This window comes from Desulfosporomusa polytropa (assembly GCF_055380075.1).
Genome location: NZ_AP042400.1, coordinates 4,499,695 through 4,518,967, shown reverse-complemented (window position 1 = coordinate 4,518,967; position 19,273 = coordinate 4,499,695). Strand labels below are relative to the sequence as shown.

General features: G+C 39.2%; 18 protein-coding genes. 9 read left to right on the top strand and 9 right to left on the bottom strand.

All coding sequences use genetic code 11. The features are described 5' to 3' along the window. Nucleotides 1-13 precede the first annotated feature (13 nt). Together ACZ449_RS22860 and ACZ449_RS22855 are read left to right on the top strand one after the other, a co-directional pair. A complete protein-coding gene (locus ACZ449_RS22860; protein ID WP_464258345.1) occupies nucleotides 14-667 on the top strand; it encodes an amino acid ABC transporter permease in 654 nt (217 codons plus the stop codon). 5 nt (nucleotides 668-672) lie between these two features. Next, nucleotides 673-1,395, top strand: a complete 723-nt coding sequence (locus ACZ449_RS22855) for an amino acid ABC transporter ATP-binding protein (RefSeq protein WP_464261926.1) — start codon at nucleotides 673-675, stop codon at nucleotides 1,393-1,395. A 335-nt stretch (nucleotides 1,396-1,730) separates the two neighbouring features. Here ACZ449_RS22855 and ACZ449_RS22850 read toward each other — a convergent pair whose 3' ends face one another. Further along, nucleotides 1,731-3,014: an MFS transporter gene (locus tag ACZ449_RS22850; RefSeq protein WP_464258344.1), complete on the bottom strand. Its 1,284-nt coding sequence runs from the start codon at nucleotides 3,012-3,014 to the stop codon at nucleotides 1,731-1,733. Between the two features lie 43 nt (nucleotides 3,015-3,057). Next, entirely contained in the window at nucleotides 3,058-5,538 is a 2,481-nt protein-coding gene (locus ACZ449_RS22845; RefSeq protein WP_464258343.1) for a glycoside hydrolase family 31 protein, read from the bottom strand. A gap of 602 nt (nucleotides 5,539-6,140) precedes the next feature. On the opposite strand from ACZ449_RS22845, the gene ACZ449_RS22840 reads away from it, so the two are divergent. After that, the gene (locus tag ACZ449_RS22840; RefSeq protein ID WP_464258342.1) at nucleotides 6,141-7,025 is read left to right on the top strand and encodes an AraC family transcriptional regulator; all 885 of its coding nucleotides are present in this window, start codon (nucleotides 6,141-6,143) and stop codon (nucleotides 7,023-7,025) included. A gap of 300 nt (nucleotides 7,026-7,325) precedes the next feature. Next, nucleotides 7,326-7,811, top strand: coding sequence for a cyanase (gene cynS, locus ACZ449_RS22835; protein ID WP_464258341.1), 486 nt, complete (start codon nucleotides 7,326-7,328; stop codon nucleotides 7,809-7,811). A 147-nt stretch (nucleotides 7,812-7,958) separates the two neighbouring features. Here the strand turns inward: cynS and ACZ449_RS22830 are convergent, their stop codons facing one another. From ACZ449_RS22830 to ggt, 6 genes are all read right to left on the bottom strand, one after another. Then, nucleotides 7,959-8,726 carry a hypothetical protein gene (locus ACZ449_RS22830; protein WP_464258340.1) on the bottom strand — a complete coding sequence of 256 codons (768 nt, stop codon included), beginning with the start codon at nucleotides 8,724-8,726 and terminating at the stop codon, nucleotides 7,959-7,961. Between the two features lie 505 nt (nucleotides 8,727-9,231). Next, nucleotides 9,232-9,594: a hypothetical protein gene (locus tag ACZ449_RS22825; RefSeq protein WP_464258339.1), complete on the bottom strand. Its 363-nt coding sequence runs from the start codon at nucleotides 9,592-9,594 to the stop codon at nucleotides 9,232-9,234. A gap of 214 nt (nucleotides 9,595-9,808) precedes the next feature. Continuing rightward, the gene (locus ACZ449_RS22820) at nucleotides 9,809-10,297 is read right to left on the bottom strand and encodes a hypothetical protein (protein WP_464258338.1); all 489 of its coding nucleotides are present in this window, start codon (nucleotides 10,295-10,297) and stop codon (nucleotides 9,809-9,811) included. A gap of 242 nt (nucleotides 10,298-10,539) precedes the next feature. After that, nucleotides 10,540-10,863 (bottom strand): hypothetical protein, encoded by a 324-nt coding sequence (locus ACZ449_RS22815; RefSeq protein WP_464258337.1) that lies wholly within the window; start codon nucleotides 10,861-10,863, stop codon nucleotides 10,540-10,542. 135 nt (nucleotides 10,864-10,998) lie between these two features. After that, entirely contained in the window at nucleotides 10,999-11,205 is a 207-nt protein-coding gene (rpoZ, locus tag ACZ449_RS22810; RefSeq protein WP_464258336.1) for a DNA-directed RNA polymerase subunit omega, read from the bottom strand. Nucleotides 11,206-11,621: 416 nt separating this feature from the next. After that, complete coding sequence (ggt, locus tag ACZ449_RS22805; protein WP_464258335.1) at nucleotides 11,622-13,292, bottom strand: gamma-glutamyltransferase; 1,671 nt, start codon at nucleotides 13,290-13,292, stop codon at nucleotides 11,622-11,624. Nucleotides 13,293-13,776: 484 nt separating this feature from the next. Here ggt and ACZ449_RS22800 point away from each other — a divergent pair, with 484 nt between their 5' ends. The 3 genes from ACZ449_RS22800 to ACZ449_RS22790 all read left to right on the top strand — a co-directional run bounded on the left by ACZ449_RS22800 (nucleotide 13,777) and on the right by ACZ449_RS22790 (nucleotide 15,233). Beyond that, nucleotides 13,777-13,965, top strand: coding sequence for a hypothetical protein (locus ACZ449_RS22800; protein ID WP_464258334.1), 189 nt, complete (start codon nucleotides 13,777-13,779; stop codon nucleotides 13,963-13,965). A gap of 66 nt (nucleotides 13,966-14,031) precedes the next feature. Next, entirely contained in the window at nucleotides 14,032-14,178 is a 147-nt protein-coding gene (locus tag ACZ449_RS22795) for a hypothetical protein (protein WP_464258333.1), read from the top strand. Nucleotides 14,179-14,552: 374 nt separating this feature from the next. After that, entirely contained in the window at nucleotides 14,553-15,233 is a 681-nt protein-coding gene (locus ACZ449_RS22790; protein WP_464258332.1) for a CAP domain-containing protein, read from the top strand. Nucleotides 15,234-15,529: 296 nt separating this feature from the next. On the opposite strand, the gene ACZ449_RS22785 is transcribed toward ACZ449_RS22790, so the two are convergent. Then, entirely contained in the window at nucleotides 15,530-16,678 is a 1,149-nt protein-coding gene (locus ACZ449_RS22785; RefSeq protein WP_464258331.1) for an amidohydrolase, read from the bottom strand. A gap of 546 nt (nucleotides 16,679-17,224) precedes the next feature. On the opposite strand from ACZ449_RS22785, the gene ACZ449_RS22780 reads away from it, so the two are divergent. Beyond that, nucleotides 17,225-17,869 carry a TetR/AcrR family transcriptional regulator gene (locus tag ACZ449_RS22780; RefSeq protein WP_464258330.1) on the top strand — a complete coding sequence of 215 codons (645 nt, stop codon included), beginning with the start codon at nucleotides 17,225-17,227 and terminating at the stop codon, nucleotides 17,867-17,869. 22 nt (nucleotides 17,870-17,891) lie between these two features. Then, entirely contained in the window at nucleotides 17,892-18,635 is a 744-nt protein-coding gene (gene map / locus ACZ449_RS22775; RefSeq protein ID WP_464258329.1) for a type I methionyl aminopeptidase, read from the top strand. Nucleotides 18,636-19,273 lie beyond the last annotated feature (638 nt).

Here is a 19,273-nt window from a genome sequence, read left to right as displayed (position 1 = left end):
AGGAAGTGAAGGCATGAATTTAGATTACTCCATTATATTAAACAAGCTTCCTTTGTTAATTGAAGGTTGTTGGGTTACGTTGGAGATATCATTGTATGCCTTGCTATTAGGCATGTTATTTGGCATCGGCGGGGCGCTATGCCGGATTTCCAGCAATCGCTTTTTATCTGGCATAGCTTTTCTATATGTGTGGATTGTTCGCGGCACACCTGTGATGGTTCAATTATTTATTTTGTATTTTGGTTTGCCGCAGTTGGGGATCAAAATGTCCAGTATGACGGCTGGTGTATTGGGGCTTGCAGTTAATACCGGTGCATATATTACTGAGATTATTCGCGCCGGTATTCAAGCGATTGACAAAGGACAGTTGGAAGCAGCTTTATCACTTGGCATGAATCACAGGCACGCTATGATCAGAATTGTTGGCCCCCAAGCGATCAAAATCTGTATTCCGCCTTTGGTAAACCAGTTTATTATGACACTTAAAAATTCATCAATTGCATCTTTGGTAACGATTACAGAACTATTTCGTACAGGGGAACAGCTGATTTACACTACATTTCGTAGTTTTGAAGTATATACCGTTATTGCCGTGCTATATTTAATAATGAATTCGATATTTATGGTGATTGCCGATAAACTTGAAAAAAGGATGGAACGACAATGAGCAATATTGTTGAAATGAGCAATATTTGTAAATTTTTTGGCCCTATTCAAGTATTAAAAGATTTTAACCTTAAACTACGTGAAGGGGAAAAAGTCGTTATTATTGGACCAAGTGGTTCTGGCAAAAGCACGGTACTTCGCTGCATAAATCGTTTGGAGCCTATCCAATCAGGTAATATCTTATTTGAAGATCAGGAGATTACAGATAGAACCGACTTAAGTGTGTTGCGGACAAAAATTGGTATGGTATTCCAGCGGTTTAATCTTTTTCCTCATAAAACGGTATTGGAGAATATTATTGAAGCTCCGGTAATTGTGAAGGGTAGCACGAAGAAGGCCGCAAGGGAATTAGCGCTGGGGCTGTTAGATCGCGTTGGACTTGTTGATAAATGTGACAGTTACCCTAAAGAGTTGTCTGGTGGGCAGCAGCAACGGGTTGCAATCGCCAGAGCATTGGCGATGAATCCCAAAATGATGCTGTTTGATGAACCTACTTCCGCCTTGGATCCTGAATTAGTTGGAGAAGTGCTATTAGTTATGAAGCTATTGGCTAAAGAGGGTATGACAATGGTAGTGGTAACCCATGAGATGGGGTTTGCTCGCGAGGTAGCTGATCGAGTCATTTTTATGGATCAAGGCACTATTGTTGAAGAGGGAACACCCAAAGGTATTTTTGAAAATCCAGTGCAAGAACGTACGAAATTGTTTCTTAAGCGAATTCGTTACTAAATGATATCGTCATGGTGAAGAACTATAAAGGGAACGATTCCTGACTTGAATGTGTTAAAGTCAAGAGTCGTTCCCTTTAGGTTTCCTTATATACTTAGTAAACGTCAACCAGTCCCCAGAGGAAACACGGGAACAGGGATAATGTTTTAATTATTCAACTATCATAAGCCGACGCAGAAAGTCGAATGTTCCTCCCGGTTTCCGGTTGACTATAACTTTCAGTAAGTAGGTTATCCGCCATACTCTTCCCGAATCAGGGACGCCCTCCGGTTTTGATGTCGTTAATGTCTTTCGATGCGTCTTCAGTGGTTTACTTTCGTTCGTCTCTCTACGCCCTACATGCCGTGATGTATCCCGGCTTTTACCCCTTTTTCATAAATAAACCACAACATAAAAGCCGCACCAATTATATCAAAAAAACCCATGCTAATAAATATAGAATTATAGCCAAACTTCGGTACAATGGCACCAATCAATAGTGAGAATAAAAATCCGTTTGTCCATGCTGAAAAACCACGTATACCGTTGACCGAAGCAACCTGATTCGATTCAAAATTCTCCATAATCAAAACACCAAGCATCGCAGAAATCGCTGCGTGCCCAAAACCGCCGATCGATATTAGTCCAATAGCTGCATACGGGCTATGCACGAAAGGAACAAAAGCCAGAGAAATCATCAGACACGCTCCTGATATGGAACTCCAAATCGCGGCATTGTTGTTTGATAATTTTAATTTTCCCTGGTAAAATTTTGCTAAATAGCCACTAATAGCACTTCCAATGTCCGCTGCTAAAAATGGCAGCCAGGCAAACAGGGCAATCTCTTTTAGATTCATACCTCTTTCTGTCGCCAAATACAAAGGAACAAAGAAGCTCATTGTCTGCCATGCCGGTTCAGCCAGAAAAGCAGGTATAGCAACGCCATAGAATTTTTTTACTTTTAAAATATCTTTAAAACTGGTCCAAAGATTAGTTTTCAATGATTCATTTGATCTTGTAGTCTCTTCATCTAAAATGAAAGCCTTTTCTTCTTGCGAAATCAACTTGTGATCCTTAGGATTATCATAATAAATTTTCCAAATACCAGCCCAGATTAACCCCATAAAACCAGTTACAAAAAACGCCGCCTGCCAGCCAAATTGTAGGCTAATAGAAACAACTAACGGCGGTGCCAGCATGGCACCCAAGGAAAACCCAACACCTGCCCATCCGGCAGCAACTCCTCTTTCTTTAGCTGGAAACCAATCCGTTAAAATCTTCAAGTTGGCGGGTACTGCGACAGACTCAGTTATTCCCATGAGAAATCTTAAACCAGCAAGTGCTTCCCAGCTGGTAACCAACGAATGAGACATGCAGACTAGCGCCCAAGCTGTAGCAAAAACCAGGAAACCGACTTTCAAGCCAATAAAATCCAGAGCCCATCCACAGATTGGCTGGAAAATTGCATAGGCAGCTTGGAACGCAGCAACAACCCAAGAGTATTCCTGCGTAGACATATGCAAGACACGTTGCAGTTCAGGCGCCAATATTCCTAATGAATTCCTTGTAATATAATTTATAGTTACACCTGCAATAAATAAGCCAAGCATTGACCAACGCAATTGTTTAAATTTGCCCATTTTTTTCTCCCCTGCTACTTATTTTGAATCCTTTTAAATACTATTAGATCGAAATCAAATCTTTGCTGGCAAACAACACTTCTACACTTATCTTCTCGTGCTGCTCAGATAAAGAAATTGAGGCAATACCTGCTTGCGCATCATAGTACCAACTCTCTTTGCCCTGTTTTCCGTCTACAACATTCATAATTCTTGGTATTAATTGTTTATTAATTCGTATTTCAAGCGGCGCCTTTTCGGGACAAATTATTTGAATTTTCTCCTCTTCTACAGTACTTTGGTACTCACCACTGCGGATAAATTCGATACTGCAAGCTTCCTTTTTCGCAGTACAAATAATCTGTGTTGTACGATATTCTTGATCTTTATATTTATCCGTATAACCATCGTCTTCATACATAGTAAACTCGCCATCAGCCGTTGGCTCAATCAGATACTTAATTCGAGTGATTTCCTGTGTTCTTAAATTTGTAATACCTTCGGTCGTCGGAATAATGCTGCCGCCTCTAATAAATAGCGGTATTCTAGCAAGCGGCGCTTCCACGGTAATTTTCTGTCCACCTTCGAACTTCCGCCAAGTACCCCATTCGCGCCAGATTGTACCTTCCGGCAAATAAACTTCCCGTGTAGTCGCCCCCTTTTCCAGTACATTGGCCACCAACATGCTCGGTCCAAACATATAATTAAAGCTTTCCTCATAAACCTTAGAGTCATTTTGAAATTCGTACAACATAGGACGCATTATTGGCGCACCATCAATGGAAGCTTGATACATTAAGGAATATAAGTATGGAACTAAGGTATAACGAAATTTAAGAGCTTCTCTAACATATGGAGTATAGTCAGGATACATCCATGGCTCAGTGACTGTATTGTCGTCATTGCAAGAATGAATACAAAAACGCGGCTGAAAAATACCTTGCTGAATCCAGCGAACCATAAGCTCTGGCTCAGGCCGTGGTCCGGCAAATCCACAAATATCACTGCCTTGATTTGCTACGCCAGATAAACCCATCCCTAAAATCGTGGGCACATTAAATTTCAGACTATCCCAACTTGTCCAATTATCGCCGCACCAAGTCGAAGCATACCTCTGAATTCCTGCGAAGCCTGCACGATTCAAAACATAAGGACGAACGCCCGGCTTAGCTTCCGCCATAGCTTCATGTGCCATCCGCGCCATCAATGTCGACATGATTGGGCGCAATCCACCTAATGGTTCCTGCTTACCGTCACCATAACATGATGCCATTACATCCTGCGTTTCATATTCGCAGTTATCGTTCCATATCGCCACTATACCGTTAGAAATGAGCGCCTGCTTGAGGCCGTCCTTCCATAATTGACGGCCATTGGGACTTGTAAAGTCAATAAAAGATGCAGGCCCGCCCCAAAAACGGTCGATTCTCGGCTGGTCTTTTTGGGAATCCTTTATGTATGCTGACGCATCAGCAAACTTTTTGTATTGCGGATGTGTCAGTAGCATTCCTGGCTTTACATTCGGACATAATTCCGCGCCATTTTGCTGCAGCTTCGTGACAAACCCTGCTGGGTCAGGAAAGCGATCCTGATTCCATTCAAATACATACCGTTTGCCATCCTTATCGCTGGTATAGCCGGAAGACAAGAAGAATCCTTCGCAGGGAATATCTTCTGCTTTGGCTTGCGCGATAAAGCCAAGTACTGCTTCATCAGATTTCTCCGGCAGTTCGGTATAATACATAGTTGATCCCATATACCCTAGACTGTAGCGCGGAGGAAGCACTGTTTTTCCAGTAATATCTGTATAATTGGCAATAACATCTTTAACCGTAGGTCCGTTAAAGAAAAACCAATCCATTTCTCCCCCGTCAGCAACAAAATAAGTATAAGAGGCCCAATAGCCGCTGCGTTCTGCGCCAATATCAAAAGTTGAGTCGTACGCATTATGATAGAAAATGCCATGAGCGGTTTTACTTTCTTTATTTAGCACCATATAAAACGGAATATGTTTGTAAAGCGGATCAGCTTGCCGTGGATCATAGCCAATCGTATCTTTGCTGCTCATACGCAAACGCCGTTTATCTTTATTAAGAAATCCCGTTTTTTCCCCATAGCCGTAATAACAATTATCAGGATGTTTCACACTATAGTGATAGACACGCCCCAAATGATCTTTGCCATAAGCAATCTTCGGAACATCTGCATGTAGGCATACGCCTTGTTTGTTATATACAGAAATAGCAAATGGGGTTTTCTTTATTCTGACTTCTAACGAGTCAGTGTAAAAAATTACATTTTCTGCTGTTTCTTCCTGTCGGGCTACATATGGCCTTACCTTTATCCTTTCACTGCTCATAAAGTCGTCCAATTCGTCTTCCCATGCTGTTTTTACCAGAATATACGAACGATCCGGCAGAAACTTTTCATTCCAGGAAACCCGTACCCGAAAGATGTCTGCACTAAGAACTATCATGCGTACCCAAGCTTCATCAGTATGCATTTCAATAAAATCATCATTAACATCAATCTGTAATAAATTCATATTTCCCCTCCTTTTAACACATTTTAAGCGGCTGTTTATTATCTATCTTTCAGCAAGTGTTCTTTATCACCCCCGTTTTCAACAAAATTCCGCTACCTACCAGCGCTAATGACCACAACAGAAAAAAAGAAATTATCGCTTAGATTTAGCACTTTTCATTGTTTATTCGTTTGAAATTTCGTTACATTTTGAATATTTAAGTTGCAAAAAATTAAAATAAAAAACAGTTACTGTTTTATACCTGCTAAGATGCTTACTGATGAATGCACATTAAAAACATATCATCCCAATGATAACCTGCACTAAGAATAGCTCTTTTAATTTTTCCATTGCATTAAACTGGCAAGTTGTGGTAAGTATATGGTTTTCAATCGTTTTGGTTTATACACTACGATTAAATTATAGCTGTGCAAAGCTATAAAAAATATGTTTTAATTGCTCAAAAACTTGCAAAAATTGCTGCACAAAATATAATATAGATAGGCTTTGCTAACATTCACTACTAGTTACAGCTATCTTTTTACCATGCAAACCTGTTTGATAGTAGAATAATTCAGAAAGCTTGACAGCAATTTATACAATTTGTTTAAAAGGTGATAATAATGAAAAAAAAAGGCATACATAAATTTTTGACTCGCAAACATATGCTGCCCCGTGATTATGAAGTCTTTCACTTTTTAAATACTGATCTTCCCTTTCTATATTTACACCATCATGATTTTTATGAGTTTTATCTCTATATCTCTGGAAATGTGACGTACTTAATTGAAGGCAAATCCTATAACCTACAATTAGGAGACATTGTATTAATTAATACAAGGGAACTTCACCAAGCAATTGTTAATAGTATGAAGATTCCCTATGAGCGTATCGTGCTTTGGATAAACAAATCCTTTCTGCAGGGATTATCAACACCAGAAATTGATCTTACCCTATGCTTTGAAAGCGTAGCAAAAAAAAATGTAATACGAGCTGATATTGAAGATCAACAAAACATAAAGACACAGCTCGATAAACTGCTGAGTCTAGAAAACTACAAAGGTCCCGGCAAAACCTTGCTATATAAGGCTTATATCATAGAGCTTGCTATATACTTAAACAATCTTGTTTTTAACGATAAATCCCACTTAGATATTACTGTACAGAAGAACCACCTAATTGAAGGAATAATTGAGTATATTAATAATCATATTGATGAAGACATTACCATTGCTGAACTTTCTAAAGAGTTTTATCTTAGTAAATTCCATCTATCCAGAAAATTTTCCAAGCATACAGGTACTACCATTCACAAGTATATTGTGCAAAAAAAATTAATTCTCGCCAAAGAGCTAATTCTTAAAGACTATCCAATAAATAGCGTTTACAAACAAGCTGGATTTGGTGATTATTCAAATTTTTTCAGATCTTTTAAAAATGAATATGGTGTTACTCCTAAGCAATTTTATAATATAATGGCAGCCTCCAATTTGAATAAATCACCATAATAATGATGCCAATGGAACCCAGAGGGAAACGGGGACAGTGACACTGGTCTCGTTTCCTATCTCAATTTTACCTTTTATTTCGAGACATTGATCGAGTAGCCGAGGCTTCGCAGCCCCGTGTTTTGAAAACGGATACTTAATCCCGTTGACGCTATTGTAAAAATATGGTATATAGTATTTATAAAGACAAAGGTGCCAATAAGAAGGTTTACACTAATCCTCTGACTCCCTTTATATTGCAGGTGATAATCAATCATAAGATCATGCACCATAGCAAAATGAGATTGAGGAGGTTTTACTATGTCAGCAACCCCAATAAACAATCGTGATTATCTATGGGACTATCGTGAAAAAGCCCTTGAGGTATTAGAAAAAGCAAGATTAGAAAACAACCTTGGCTATGAGGAAATAGCTGCGAAGTTGGAAGTAAGTAAAGTATGGCTTGCCAGTGCTTTTAAAGGACAACAATATGTTCCTGCACAATATACTGAAAAGCTTGCTAATATACTGGGATTATCCGTAAATGAAGTAAGAGTGTTAGAAGAACATCCCTACAAGGGTAATGTAGATCCTATTCTCTATCGTCTACATGAAGTCTTTGATACATACGGTCCAGCAATTAAGGCCATAATACATGAGAAATTTGGCGATGGCAACGGCATTATGAGTGCTATCGACTTCTCTGTTGATGTAGACCGAGTCGAAGATCCTAAAGGCGACCGTGTTGTTATAACGTTTAATGGTAAGTTTTTACCTTATAGCTGCAAAGGCAAGTATCCTTGGTAATGAAGTGAATAAACCTGCTCCTTTTTTATCACTACCACAATAGCTTCGCCTTATTCGCCCCCCGTACAACAAGGGAGATATTCGCTTACATAAGAAGAAGAGTAGCCCCGACTGAGGGCTACTCTTTTACTTACAGCAAAACGTCAATCAGTCATCGGAAGGCCATTCCCAACAAATTCGATAAATTTTATTGAGTTTGGGGTTGCATGTATCCCATCGAACTTCATGAGTGAATTCATCTAAAGGTAACATAGCACGCTCCTCTATGCATGGTTTTGGCGCTATGTTATCTACCACTTCTTTTTTCGGACTGTTTGGTTTTGGCAAACGGTTTCCAGAAAAAACAACGCGCAGTGATAAATTATCAATCTGTTCAGAGATGTTCCGGTAGAGTAACGGCAAAAATGTATCTGCAGCATCATAAAATTCAAATGCAATTTGTATGTCAATCATTTCGTCTTTTTCCAATTCCTTAAAATGTACTTCATATGTAGACCAAGGAGATCCGATTTGGACATTTTCAATTATTTGTCCAGGCGATACTAATTTGGGGGTAAATTGAGTCCCTTTTCCTGTCCAAGAATATCTCGCATAATACTTTGAAACGCCATCTTTAAGCGCCTTAATTTTTACGCTGATCTTTTGGTACTGTTTCCTGTAATCCTTATCGTCAAATGTATAAACATATTCGGCCTTAAGTATTTTGTAATCCATTCGACTATACGTGTTTTGTCCCCTGTTTTTTTTCAGGATAACAACTAATAAGATGGTAATACTACAGCCTATAAACCCACCCACGATATACGGAATAAAAGCTGCTATTAGTTGTAAAAACGAAAGTATCTCATTTTTAAAGAACGTATAAACCCCAATAATTGCAGACGATCCAGTGAGTATTCTAAAAAGTGTAAACAATTCATCATCTCCCTGGAACATACTTCCATAATTTTGTTATTACAGTATACAAAAAAGAAAAAGCAATTAGACTATATCTAACTGCCTTTTCTTTAATTAATTTAGTCATTGCCCATATACCACACCTCTTTTTGAACCATGGAAAAATGCTGGTTGACTAAATCCCGCCCCACATTTATTTATTTCATGATATCATATGACGCAAGCCTTTGCCGGGTGAGTAGTCCCAATTTCCTATTTATATCCATAACTCTTAGTTTTGTGGACAAGGTCGGGTAATGTTAAGTATGCGCATAAAATATAATATTTATACACAGTTTTGATTGCCCCTTTAAAATACGATTTCCCCGGGCAAAACAGAAGCATTCACGCTATTACGCGCATACCTCCGTTTCGCCCGGGGAGAAGATTCATCAAGGGGCAATGAGTAAAATTGTTTTTGTAAAAAGCCACTATTGCTTGCTGTAAGGAATTTCTATTTACACAAAATTATCCGCAGACCCGATCAAAATTGAATGTTAGCTTTATGCGTTTGGAAACTGACAGCAACAGTATCTTTTCGGATCAAATTTTTCTCTTCCAACTGTTTTTTTTCTTCTTGTTCCTGCTCTTTTTTATTGTCTTTTAAGCTATCAATCGCATTGTCCACTTTTTTCATTAGATTAAGCCATTGCTTTTCTGACATCTGAATACTACCATTGCTGTCGTTTTCCCGCTCTTTTTCAATAGTTTCCTTCACTCGTTTTTCCCAATTTACAATCATTTTTTGGAATGAATCAATCGTGCTTTCACTACTACTGCTCTTTGTGCCTGAGGTGCCAGGCACTGCATAATTTTGATATTGTGTTTCTATTCTATTTATGTTCATAATGTATTCCCTTTCAAATAAATATTTTCCTTTTGCTTTGCATGAGAGGAACTCAATATAGATTACACACCGCCTGCGGCGTGCGCTTACAAGCTCATAATATCCACATTTATGAATTAGCAACTTTTCAAAGATGACTAATTTTCTTCAGCAGTTAGACTGAAGCATAAAAATTTTCGAAGCAGGCACGACCTGGATTTCGCTGTACTTCCTACTATTTTTTCAACTGCTGTTTGCAATCTATTTGATTAGGAATACCAACGCAAGATTTTAATATTTCCATCATATCTTGTACATTACCCCGATGAGTACCTTTTAAATTTGTTTCTTGTTTATTTGTTGCTTGACCCAAAGAATTATTTTCACTAGTTGTCGCTACTGTATCTGATTGGCTTAGCTGTTCAACAGGAACTTGGTTAATTAGTATTTTATTTCCTTCTGAATCAACGATATACGTACAGTAAAAATTCCCCTCCACTTGGGAACAAACTGTTCTTTTCTGCTTTGTACCAACTTTTTTATCGTCAAAGTCAACAGCTTTCTCCGTTTGATTGGAGTACACATCCGGAATGGCAGACTGCTCTGCTTCCAATTGGATATAACTATCAAATTCAGTCTTCTGACTGGCTGTTTGTCTAGCTGCCTGTGTAAAAACCCCGCTCAAATTGTTCAGCACTGTATTGCCGTTAAGACTTTGTATCAACGTATCACCTCATTAGAAAAAATTCGTCTAATAATTCATCGTAATAATTCCGACATTTCTTAAATTAGGATAATATTCCCATGGTAGGCAGGGAAAACTTTTTCGAGTCTTTGGGCAATATCCATTGTATCTTTCCCACTTTATCCAGTCGATCAATGAGAAGCAAATTGTACGTCCGCTTGTTTCTTCTAAATTGCACACCAAAGCCCTCGGCCAGCGCCGAGGGCTTTGTATTATGTATATTATCTATGTCTCATTTCCATTATCTCATGAATAGCTCTTTCATGGCGCTGATTTTCATGTTTCTGCCTTTCATGCCACTGCTTCTTCGACTCAAACGGATGTCGCTTCATTTCTTGCTCGTGGCGTTTATTTTCTTCGTGTAATCTCTGCTGTTTTTCTTTTTCTAAATCCCGTTGCTGGTGGTCATCACGATGCTCATAACGCTGTTCGAAACGAGGAGGTTCCTCCTGCCTTGGTGATGCGGCAGCTACCGATGATAACATGCCCACTTGCATTAGGCCAAGCATGGAGTATATGATTATTTTTTTCGCTACAATTTTCATAAGAACACTTCCCTTTTTTTGCTTTTGATATCGAATCCATAATTTAATAATAGCCACCATAATTTAGAATTTGTTGGATAAAAAGAAACTACCGCCCACTCGAAGGTAGGTGGTAGTTTCTTAAATAAAGACTATTTACTTGATTCCTTCCTTAATTCGTTGAAAGGTTATTTTCCCCTGAGCAATTTCCTCCAAAGCAATGCTAACCGGCTTCTCTGACTTACAATCTATTAATGCTTTACTACCATTAATGATTTCCCGCGCTCGTTTAGCTGCTAAAACAACAAGAGTATATCTACAATCAGCCTTTGGTAACAAATCTTCCAATTTTGGATGATCCATTTTTATTCTCCTTTTCATTACGCTTATATTGCCAGTTTCGCCACCATCAATATGTCATATAGTATTATGTTAACATATCATTATACCATATTTTTAGTTTTTAGTTTATCATATTGGAAATTACTTTCAGTTCCGTGGTAGACAAAACCAAAAGCCGCACCCCGAAAGATACGGCTTTAAGAAGCAATGGGACGTTCAATTTGCTTCCGATTATTAACAGAGTTCTATTGCTTAGATGTCACGTGGACAGGGTGCTGACATACTCATTTCATTGTCACCACCCTCATCCCCATGACATGTTCCATTTCTTCTGCCGGAATAGCATAAATTCTTTCAAAACTCTTTCGAGTCTTTGTGCTATATCCGTTGTATCTTCCCGCTTTATACAGACGCGGGGACAGGGAGTTTGTTTCTGTTTAATATCCAACTGCCGCTCCATCGCCGCGCGGGTCTGCACCGCCATATTTGACGTTGTTGTCTGGGTTGATAAGTATAGCGCCGGCGTGACCCATTGTGTCAGTATAGTCGGCTAATACTGTGACAGGATGGCCGCGTTTTAAGAGTTCATCTATTACATTTTGAGGGACTCTGCCTTCGATTTTTAGATCATTAGAATAAGCGCCCCAAGTACGGCCATACAGCCAGCGAGGTGCTTCGACGGCTTTTTGAACGCTAAATTTAAAATCAACAATCCGGGTTACAATTGCAGCCTGAGTTTGGGGCTGGCCTTCGCCGCCCATAGTGCCATAAACGAGGTAGGGGTGGTTATTTTTAAATAACATTGCCGGGTTTAACGTATGGAAGGTACGTTTTTGGGGTTCGAAGTGATTAACATGATTAGGATCAAGCGAGAAGAAACTACCTCTATTTTGCAATAATACGCCTGTATCTTTAGCTACAATCCCAGAACCATAATCATAATAGACACTTTGGATTAAAGAGACGGCGTTGCCAGCTTTATCAACGATTCCTATCCAGATTGTATCACCTTTAGGATCAAGAGGCTGTACCTCTGTTATCGCTTTTTGCATATCTATCCCGGCAGCTAGTTTGACCCCGTGTTCTTTTGAAAGAAGAGAATCAATCGGTATTTTGACAAAGGTTGGATCAGTTAACCATTTATCGCGGTCGGCAAAGGCTTGTTTTGTGGCTTCGATTAAAACATGATAATAGTCGGCACTGCCTTCACCCATTGATGTTAGATCAAAATTGTTAAGGATGTTCAAAATGGATAAAGATGCCATTCCTTGGGTGTTGGGGGGAAAGTTATAGGCCTTATAGCCGCGGTAATCTGTTGAAATGGCCTCAACCCAGTCGGCTCTATGACGGGCAAAATCTTCTAAAGTCAACACTCCTCCATTGGCCTTAAGGTCATCAACAATTTTTTCAGCTATTTCACCTTTATAAAAGCCGTCTGCTCCCTTCTGGGCAATAATTCTTAAGGTTTTGGCAAGGTCTTTTTGTTTGAAAAGTTCTCCGAATGTATAAATATTGCCGTCAGGTTTTAAGAAAGTTTTCTTAAAACCGTCAAAACGCCCAAGATTGCGAAATTCATTGTCCTTTTGATCAATGTTTAGCTTTGTATAATACTCTTGGCTTGGGGTTACAGAAAAACCATTTTCAGCATAATTAATAGATCTTTCTAAAAGAATTGCCCAAGACATCTTTGAGTTCATATTTTTTTGAGAATAGTTATAAATTTCCCACCAGCCGGAAATTACGCCAGGAACTGTATTCGCTGCAAGATAGCCTCTATCGGGAATTTTACTAAATCCCAGGGCTTTATAAAATTCTATATTAACTTTTTCTCCGGACCGGCCACTTGCATTTAAGGCTTTTAGTTGTTTGTTTTTGGCATCATAAACAAGCCAGAAATTATCTCCGCCTATTGCATTCATGTGAGGATATATAACACTAATTACCGAAGCGGCAGCAATTGCTGCTTCAACTGCATTTCCTCCATTTTCAAGGATTTGTATGGCAGCTTGTGAGGCAAGATAGTGCGGAGTCACTACCATTGCGTTAGGAGCCATTGTTGTTGGCCGACCAGCAGCATGTAAAGGCAAGGTGGATAAAGAAATGTTCATAGTTACACCATTCCTTTCACTTCCTCAAGGCAGAACATTTAATTATACTTTTCTTTTTATGAATTTATTATAGGCTATTTAATAAGGTAAAGAATATATAAAATAAATAATAAAAATAAAGTTAAATATTTAAATAAGTAAGCCCTGGCAGTAATCCCCGCTTTGCTATAAGAAAACTCATTTTTGTGATCTGATACATTCAAAAATACACTGAAAAGGCGTTCCCGTCTTTACAAAGAGTAAGCGTCAAACAAGAAAGTGGATAGAAAAAAAGCAAAACCTGATGTATACTCATACACAAGTTTTGCCAGAAAAACATTGGATATATTTGCCAAGTTCTTTTAAAGAAGTGAATTTTTGTTCATTCATTATCATATTTCTCATATTGTGTATCGCTTCCAATAATTTTTCTATAAACAACAACATAATACCCCATTAAATGGTTTAAACTATGATAGGAAATGGTTAACAACGGAGGTGCGACATGACAGATAATTTACGCGATAAGCCAGTGCATGAACTCTGCGTTGATAAGACTTCCTGCCAATCGGATCAACGAAGCGACAGGTCGATACCAACAAGTGACCTTACCAAAGATTCAATTCGTAAGAAAATGGAACCGCCTAAACCAGCCTCCAATAACGATACTACTAATTCTACGTTGAAGCACTAACTCGCGGCATGAAGACTACTGCGGACTCAAACCAGTCTCAAAACTAAAATATTCGAGGTGATTCCTTTGACTGACAAAGAGACAGTTTTAACTGAATCTGACGATGATTCTATACCTACGCATGAGAAAGACAAGGATATAGCCGAAAATGTTGCAGGAAACCTAAAAAACAGTTTACCAGATGAGATGCTTAACCTCGGTTTCCCTTCCTAATCCCGCCTTGCGGGATTTTTATTTTACGTAAGACCCCGGATCTAAGTCCTACCCCAAAAGGAAGCAAAGGGACGTTTATTTTGCTTCTCCCTTAAAGCGATAGGGGAAAAACAGAAGATGTTTTTTGATATGTTCAGCGAAAAGTACTAACTAGCTAGTGAAAATTAATGAGCCTTTAAACGGACAACTCACTTGAATTTTTTAAATTCTGGATATCGAGAAACATAATAAGATAACCAGATAAATCAAAGGAATTGAAAGTGTAATATGTCCCAAGTGTCACACTAACAAAATTTGTAGGATGCCAACTCCAAAAAACTAATGTATAATAAGCGCGAAAGACTATCCATCAATAATAAGTAAGGAGTGACACAGTGAAGAAATCTCGTAGCCTTATGGCAGCCATTCTGACAGCCATGTTTATTGGGACGGCCACTGTGCCGGCGGCAGCCGCCCAGACTCTGTACTACTCTTCGGCGCAGCAATTACAATCTTACCAGCAGATTAACCAGCGGCTGATAAGCAGGGGATATGCGCCCTATAACCTTGTACAAGCTTCGACTAAGCCCAAACCTACGCCTAGCCCTAGCCCTACCCCATCTCCAGCACCGCAACCTACTCCTACTCCTACTCCTACTCCGTCTACCAGCACGGATGCGTTGTTAACAGCACCTATTACTGCACAGGAGCAGCAAATGGTTAACCTTGTCAACCAGGAACGTACCAATCAAGGTTTGAAAGCTCTGGCAGTTGACACGCGTTTGGTTAAGGTAGCCCGTATGAAAAGCATGGACATGATCAAAAACAACTATTTCGGACACCAGTCACCCGTATATGGTTCGCCGTTTGACCTTTTGAAATCTCAGGGAATCACTTACCGTACGGCCGGTGAAAACCTGGCAGGTAACTCTTCTGTTACCAGTGCTCATACAGGCCTCATGAAGTCATCTGGCCACCGGGCCAACATTCTCAACGCCAATTTCACGAAAATTGGGATTGGTATAATTAAAGGTGGACCATATGGTTTGATGATTAGTCAGGAATTTACCGGGTAACCAGCTAAAAACATGTAAACGAGTGCAAGAAGCACTTGTTTACAGACGCGATTTAGGGTGTCAAAGACCAGCTAGTTAAAGTCAAGCCCAAATCTAAAGGGAAGCAAAAAGACATTCTTTTTGCTTCCCTTTACTTACACCTTAAAAATAATACTTTGATAAAGCCCGGTTACTTTAGCAATTTGCCATTGTGTTACTCTTACAATTCCTTTGCATAACCCAGCCTTCGGTCAATCTTACTAAAACGCTTTTGTGTCGCCAACCCATCCCCATGACACCTGTTAGCCGTCCAGACACTAACGCCTGAAAAAATCGATTTGTCCATCGACAATGACAATCTCCGGGTGAGCAGAAACACTCAATGGGTTTTCACTCCACACGACCAAATCGGCATCCATTCCCGGTGCCAGACTACCAATGCGGTTATCAAGGCCTAAAATCTTAGCGGCATCGCAGGTGATCATTTTCAACGCCTGTTGAGCCGATAGACCGTACCGGGTGGCTAAACCGGCATATACTGGCAGAAAGCAGCTGGGCGTTACTGGATGATCGCTCATCATGGCAAATAATACACCATGCCGGTATAACAGTACTGGCGATTCCATTGTCTTATCTTTTAGCTCCACTTTTGACCTAGTGGATAATGTGGGTCCTAAGACTACTGGAATTTCTGCGACTGACAGCATTTCTGCGATAAGATAAGCTTCCGTACCATGCTCGATAATGATTTCAATATCGAATTCCTGGGCGATGCGTACTGCAGTAACAATGTCATCGGCCCGATGAGCATGTGCCCGGAGCGGCATCTCTTTACGCAACACTTTGACGATTGCTTCCATTCCCATATCATATTTCCAACCTTTTTCGTTTTGACTTGCCAGATACTGGCGGGCCTTCCAAAGAGCTTCCCTGATTAAAGCGGCAGTTGCCATGCGTGAAACCGGCATTTTTTTCTGATTTGCCCCGTAAACACGCTTGGGATTCTCCCCAAAGGCAATTTTCAACCCTGCATACCGCTTCAGTAGCATCTGCTCTACGGTTAGTTTAGGCAACGTTTTAAGAAGAACGCATTGTCCACCAATAGGATTGGCACTACCAGGAGCCACCATAACAGTCGTTATGCCCCCTTGATATGCTTCCAGAAGGCCGAGATCTACAGGGTTAATAGCGTCAAGAACATGCATGCTGGGAGTAACCGGTTCGCTGCGTTCATTGTCATCAGAGCCGGCCCAACCCATACCTTCATTTTCGATACCCAAATGGGTATGAGCGTCAATGAGTCCCGGGGTTATGATCTTGCCGGTTACATCAATAATCCGGCATTCGGACGGGATATCAATAGTTTTGCCAACTGCCCATATTTTACTGTTGCGAACCAGCACTGTGCCGTGATCCAGACTTTTAGTGCACATTGTTAGAATTTTACCACCGGTTAACGCGATCATGCTAATCCCTCCCAATAGATAGAAAATAATTCATTGGCAAGGCGCCTCAACTCCAAGGGACAGAGGACGGCAGGCTGTTTGAAAAGTCTTTTACTGTTTTTATTCTCCCCACTTAAGTGCGAAAACCGAACTATTTTAAAGCGGACAAGGGGACGTTGGTATCGTCTTACTCTCAAGACAGTTCCTCCGTCCACTCATCTTGGGCTAAATTTTGCATTCAAACTATCACATCTTAAAATTATTCAAAACTCCTTGAAATAATTACCCACCAAGAATCAGGGGGACGTCACGTGGACAGGGTGCTGACATCCGTATTTCATTGTCACCACCTTCATCCCCATGACATCTTTCATTTCTTCTGCCGGAACAGCAAAAAATTCTTTCAAAACTTTTTCGAGTCTTTGGGCAATATCCGTTGTATCTTTCCCGCCTTATCCAGTCGATCAGTGAAAAGCAAACTGTACGTCCCTTTGCTTCTTTAATTTTATATTGCTTTTTTTTATAGAAAACTGTAAAATTAAAACAGTTTTTAATTGACATTCTGGAATGTCTAAAGCGGGTGATGAAATGACTCCTCGAACAAATGAACAAAACAATGCCATTCGACGACAACGTATTTACCAAATAAAAAATATCGCTGCAAAAGTTTTTCTAGAAAAAGGGATCAACATGGAAATTGGTGATATTGCGAAAAAAGCTAATTTAGGCCGTGGAACTATTTATCATTATTACAACAATAAAATAACTCTTCTTGAGGATTTATTAAGTGAAGCACTTGAAGAAGCTAAACAAAATACAATTGAGATCATTAACACAAATGAATTACCATTAGTTAAATTAGAGCAATACGCGAGACGTCAGCTTAAACTTTGGGTTGAACAACCTTTTGTATTTATCTTATTTAAAAATTATCTTCTTCAGTCCGAATTCATTCCCGCGAAAAATAACGATGAAATACTAAAGGATTTCCAAACCTATCTCTATATTCCTATTGTTAAGACAATCGAAGAAGGAATTCATTCTGGTCAGTTAGTTTCTGTAGACTCTGATACTGCTGTTAAACTATTTTTTGGAGCTTTAGTCGGAACAGTACATTCTTATATCAAGCAAAATGATAGCTTATATCTAACAGTTGATACCCAATGGATAGATGATATTATCACTATTTTATTTAAAGGCTTAAAAGCTTAAACTAATTTAGGAGATCACTAATATGATTATTTTTAAAAGCAAGCGAGAAATTGAAATGATGCATGAAGCAGGTAAAATACTAGCTTCTTGCCACAAAGAAATTGAAAAGATTATCACCCCGGGTATTAGTACATTAGAAATTGATAAATTTGTTGAAGATTATTTAGCTAAATGGGGTGCTACGCCTGAACAAAAAGGATATCAAGGTTATCAGTATGCTACCTGTGCCTCTGTTAATGATGAGATTTGTCATGGATTCCCTAATAGTAAACCACTTAAAAATGGCGATATTGTAACAATTGACTTCGTTGTTAACTTAAATGGTGGTCTTGCTGATTCAGCTTGGACTCATCCAGTAGGCAATATTTCGGATAAGGCAAAACGACTACTGAAAATCGCTAAAGAATCTATGTATAAAGGTATTGAACAAGCACAGATTGGAAACCGCTTAGGAGATATTGGTCATGCAATACAAACATATGTTGAAACTGAAAGCTTCTCGGTTGTGAGAGATTTTACGGGGCATGGCATTGGAAGAAATATGCATGAAGACCCTGCTGTTCCTAATTACGGCGAACCCGGCAAAGGACTTAGATTAAAAGAAGGTATGGTCATAACCATTGAACCAATGGTTAATGTCGGCTCATTCCAGTGCAAAATAGATAAGAATGGATGGACAGCACGAACTGTTGATGGTAAACTCTCTGCTCAATATGAACATACACTGGCTATTACGCATAACGGACCGTTAATTTTAACGGATTAGAGGATGCAAAGATGACATCTTTCATTTCTTCTGCCGGAACAGCAAAAATTCTTTCAAAACTTTTTCGAGTCTTTGGGCAATATCCGTTGTATTTTTCCCGCTTTATCCAGTCGATCAGCGAGAAGCAAAATGTACGTCCCTTTACTTCTTAAATATCTTCCGGTACTGCCGGCTCAATTTGTTTTACCAGTTCAGCCGGTACTAGTAGTTTGCATTACCCTAGAAGTTATGGTCAATCTGTACTATAATGATACCGTTAGATAATAATCCCATTAAAATTACAAATACCTAAAACGAAATTGATAAGGTACAAAAGTTTCGCAAATTAAATTAAGCAAAAAAGAACAAATTGCAGTCCACTAGAAGAATGAAGTTAAAGCATTTAGAAATTACCGACTTTAAGTCCGCTTTTTAGCTGGCTTACTTTTATGTTCTTTCGGATTGCGAAAAACTCTTGATGGTGCCGCGAGATTTATTGGAGAATAAGCTCTTCGTTTTAGTTAATATAGATCATGCGGACATTGGAACATATCAGTTACTATCATTTTTATGCCCGCTTCATCTTGCAGTTGCGAGATTTTATTTTTTTTAATACGTAAAACTAGTAACTGCCAAAATTTATACACAAAGGAGACTTC